The organism is Mesorhizobium sp. M7A.F.Ca.ET.027.02.1.1 (assembly GCF_004022985.1).
Lineage (GTDB): Bacteria > Pseudomonadota > Alphaproteobacteria > Rhizobiales > Rhizobiaceae > Mesorhizobium.
The window spans coordinates 1-388 of sequence record NZ_RZOL01000992.1; the positions used below are offsets into that span (position 1 = coordinate 1).

At 63.9% G+C, this 388-nt stretch carries 1 protein-coding gene; it reads right to left on the minus strand.

All coding sequences use genetic code 11. The features are described 5' to 3' along the window. Window positions 1-388, minus strand: a 388-nt coding sequence (locus tag EN749_RS37405) for an ABC transporter permease (RefSeq protein ID WP_145991244.1), incomplete at both ends; no start/stop codon positions are given.

Here is a 388-nt window from a genome sequence, read left to right on the forward strand (position 1 = left end):
GTGATGGACGGGATCATCGCATTGGGCAGGGCGTAGCGCAGGACGATGTACCAGCCGGGCAGGCCGCTGGCGCGCGCGGTGCGGATGTAATCCTCGCTAAGCTGCTCCAGCATCGCCGAGCGGACCTGGCGCGCTACTATCCCCAGGTGAACGAACGCCAGCGTCAGCGAGGGCCAAATCAGGTGCTGAAGAGCGTTGAAGAAGACCTCACCGTTGCCCTCCAGCAGCGCGTCCAGCAGATAAAACCCGGTGACGTGCGTCGGGGGATCGAGCCAGTCGTCCAGCCTGCCGCCGCCCGGCAGAATCTGCAGATGCCCGTAGAACAGCACAATGACGCCCAGCCCAAGCCAGAAGGCAGGCGTGGAGATCCCGGTCATCGCCATTAAAC